The organism is Flavobacterium sp. 270 (assembly GCF_004368785.1).
In the GTDB taxonomy this organism is placed as follows: Bacteria; Bacteroidota; Bacteroidia; order Flavobacteriales; family Flavobacteriaceae; genus Flavobacterium.
In genome coordinates this window covers 1-2,590 of sequence record NZ_SODM01000017.1, presented here as the reverse complement: position 1 = coordinate 2,590, position 2,590 = coordinate 1, and the positions used below count along the sequence as shown (strand labels likewise).

The window sequence follows — 2,590 nt, the reverse complement described above, 5'->3', positions numbered from 1 at the left end:
ATCTAAGGACATATTGACATTACTGCTGTGCTCTACCATAACGCCTTTGGGCTGTCCTGTAGAACCTGAAGTATAAATAATATAGGCCAGATTTTGAGATGAAAACTTTATATTGATGTTTTCAATATTATAATCCTCTAACCTTACTGACTTAATATTTATTAGATCACAATTATCAATTTGTAATTCAGAATCATCTGCAATCAATAATTTTAAACTGCTGTCCTGAATTAAAAAATCAATTCTTTCCTGCGGATAATGAGTATCTATTGGCAAATAAACTGCCCCTAACTTTAAAATCGCCAATAGAGCAATAATACTTGAATCGGATTTAGGTAAAAATACGCCTACAATATCTTCTTTATTGACGGTGTACCTGGATGAAAGATAAAAAGCCAGTTGATTGGACTTCTCATTAAGTTCCTGATACGTTAGTTTTGTTTCTTCAAAAACAACGGCAATACTATTTGGTGTTTTTCTAACCTGTTCTTCTAATAAATCTACGATTGTTTTGTCTTTTGGGTACGCTGCATTTGTATCGTTGAATTCTACTAAAAGTTGGTACTTCTCTTGTTCAGTTAAAAAATCTATCATTATATAATATTTTCAGGTTGTTTTAGCAATTGTGTTAGTAAATTCTCAAAATGAGTAAACATTCTTTCGATCAAATACTCGTCATAGATATCTGTATTATAAGAAACTATCAAACTCAATCCCTCTGATTCGACAAAAGTAAAACTGATATCAAACTGGGCTGTTGCATTAGAAAACTCATAAGGTCCCATCTCTAGATCTCTGAGTTCTTCGCTTTTCAGATTATTCAATTGGCCCTGGTTTTGCAAAACAACCAAAACATCAAATAATGCAGAACGGCTTGGGTCTCTCTGCATGTTTAACTTCCCTACTAAGGCATCAAATGGATAACTCTGATGTTCATAAGCTCCCAAAAGGGTCTCTTTCTGCGCTGAGAGCAGATCTAAAAAGCTGCCCCCTTGCTCAAATCTCGTGCGGATGGCAAGTGTATTTAAATACAACCCCAGCTGATTCTCTAAATCAGGATGCTCCCTGCCCGCTGTCGGTGTTCCAACTATAATGTCATTCTGACCCGAATACTTATGCAATAAAGTATTGATTCCCGCCATAAGTGTCATAAACAGCGTAACATCCTGAGCTTTTGAGAATGCTTTTAATTCCTCTAAAAATGTTTTTGGAAAATGATGGCTGATATTCGCCCCATTATAGGTCTGAACCAAAGGACGTGTTTTAAAACTCGGAAGATCCAAAACAGGTAATTCTCCCGCAAATTGATTTAACCAATAAGCTTCCGAGGCCTGATCTTTGGCCTGCTGTAATGCTCCATTGAGCCAGACAGCATAATCTTTATACTGAATGCCTAATTCCGGAAAACCAGCTTTTTTTCCCTGGATCAGTCTGTTATAGGCCTCCACAACTTCAGAAACCAGCAGTTCCATAGACCAGCCGTCTCCAATGATATGATGCATCGATAAAAAGAACACATACTCCTGCTCTTTCAGCTTCAACAGCGAGGCTCTTATAAGAGGCGCCTTTTCTAAATCAAAGATCTCATGGTTTCTTTCTTCGATATATTTTGCAATCGCTTCTTGCTTGTTTTCTGCAAAACTGAAGTCTTCACTGGAAATATTAAAATCCAATTGTTCGCCTGGGATGATATACTGCCTGATATCGCCTTCATTATCTGCTTTGAAATATGTTCGTAGTATTTCATGACGATTTATTAAAAGCCTAAACGATTCTTCGAATTTATTGGTGTCTATATTTCCTTTTAGCGTAACTGCTCCGGGCATATTATACGCCAGCGAACCGCCTTCCAACTGGCTCATGATCCATAATCGCCTTTGAGCGTACGTTAAGGGATAAGACTCGCTTTCAGGTGCCTTCGGGATTGCGGTATATTCACTATCCTGCAGCTCTTTACTCAATTCTTCAATGGTTGGGCTTTCAAAAAACAATTTAATAGTGATCGTTTTTCCAAATTGTTTATGGGTTCGGTTAATTACCTGAGCTGCAGATAAACTGTGTCCTCCCAATTCAAAAAAGCTATCTGTTACTCCGACTTTTTCAATTCCAAGTACTTCCTGCCATATTCTTACCAGTTTTTGCTCGGTCTCATTTCTTGGAGCTGCATATTCTCCACGAATAAGATCTTCTCCGTCTACACCCGGCAGGGCTTTACGGTCTATTTTTCCATTTGGGGTAAGGGGTAATCCATCCAGTTCGATATAAAAACCAGGGACCATATAATCCGGAAGTCGCTCCTGAAGAAAATCCCTTAATGCTGATTTATCAATACTGCCGTCAGCAGTAAAATAAGCAATCAGAACCTTCTCCTGATTGGATTCTTTTGCCTCTACTACCACTTGCTTTAAATCCTCGGAATACTGTAAAATCGCATTCTCTATCTCGCCAAGTTCGATACGGAAACCACGAATCTTAACCTGATGGTCTTTTCTGCCTATAAACTCAAGGTTACCGTCAGAAAGCCAGCGTCCCAAATCTCCTGTGTCATACATTCTTTCTCCTTCTATAAAAGGATTAACAATGAATTTCT

Annotated in this window: 2 protein-coding genes; both read right to left on the bottom strand. The window is 38.1% G+C overall.

All coding sequences use genetic code 11. The features are described 5' to 3' along the window. A partial coding sequence (locus tag EV144_RS24045) for an AMP-binding protein (RefSeq protein ID WP_166670632.1) occupies positions 1–594 on the bottom strand: 594 nt, incomplete at its 3' end. After that, positions 594–2,590 (bottom strand): condensation domain-containing protein (locus EV144_RS24040; protein ID WP_166670631.1); only part of this gene is annotated, 1,997 nt, incomplete at its 5' end. The genes EV144_RS24045 and EV144_RS24040, both read right to left, overlap by 1 nt.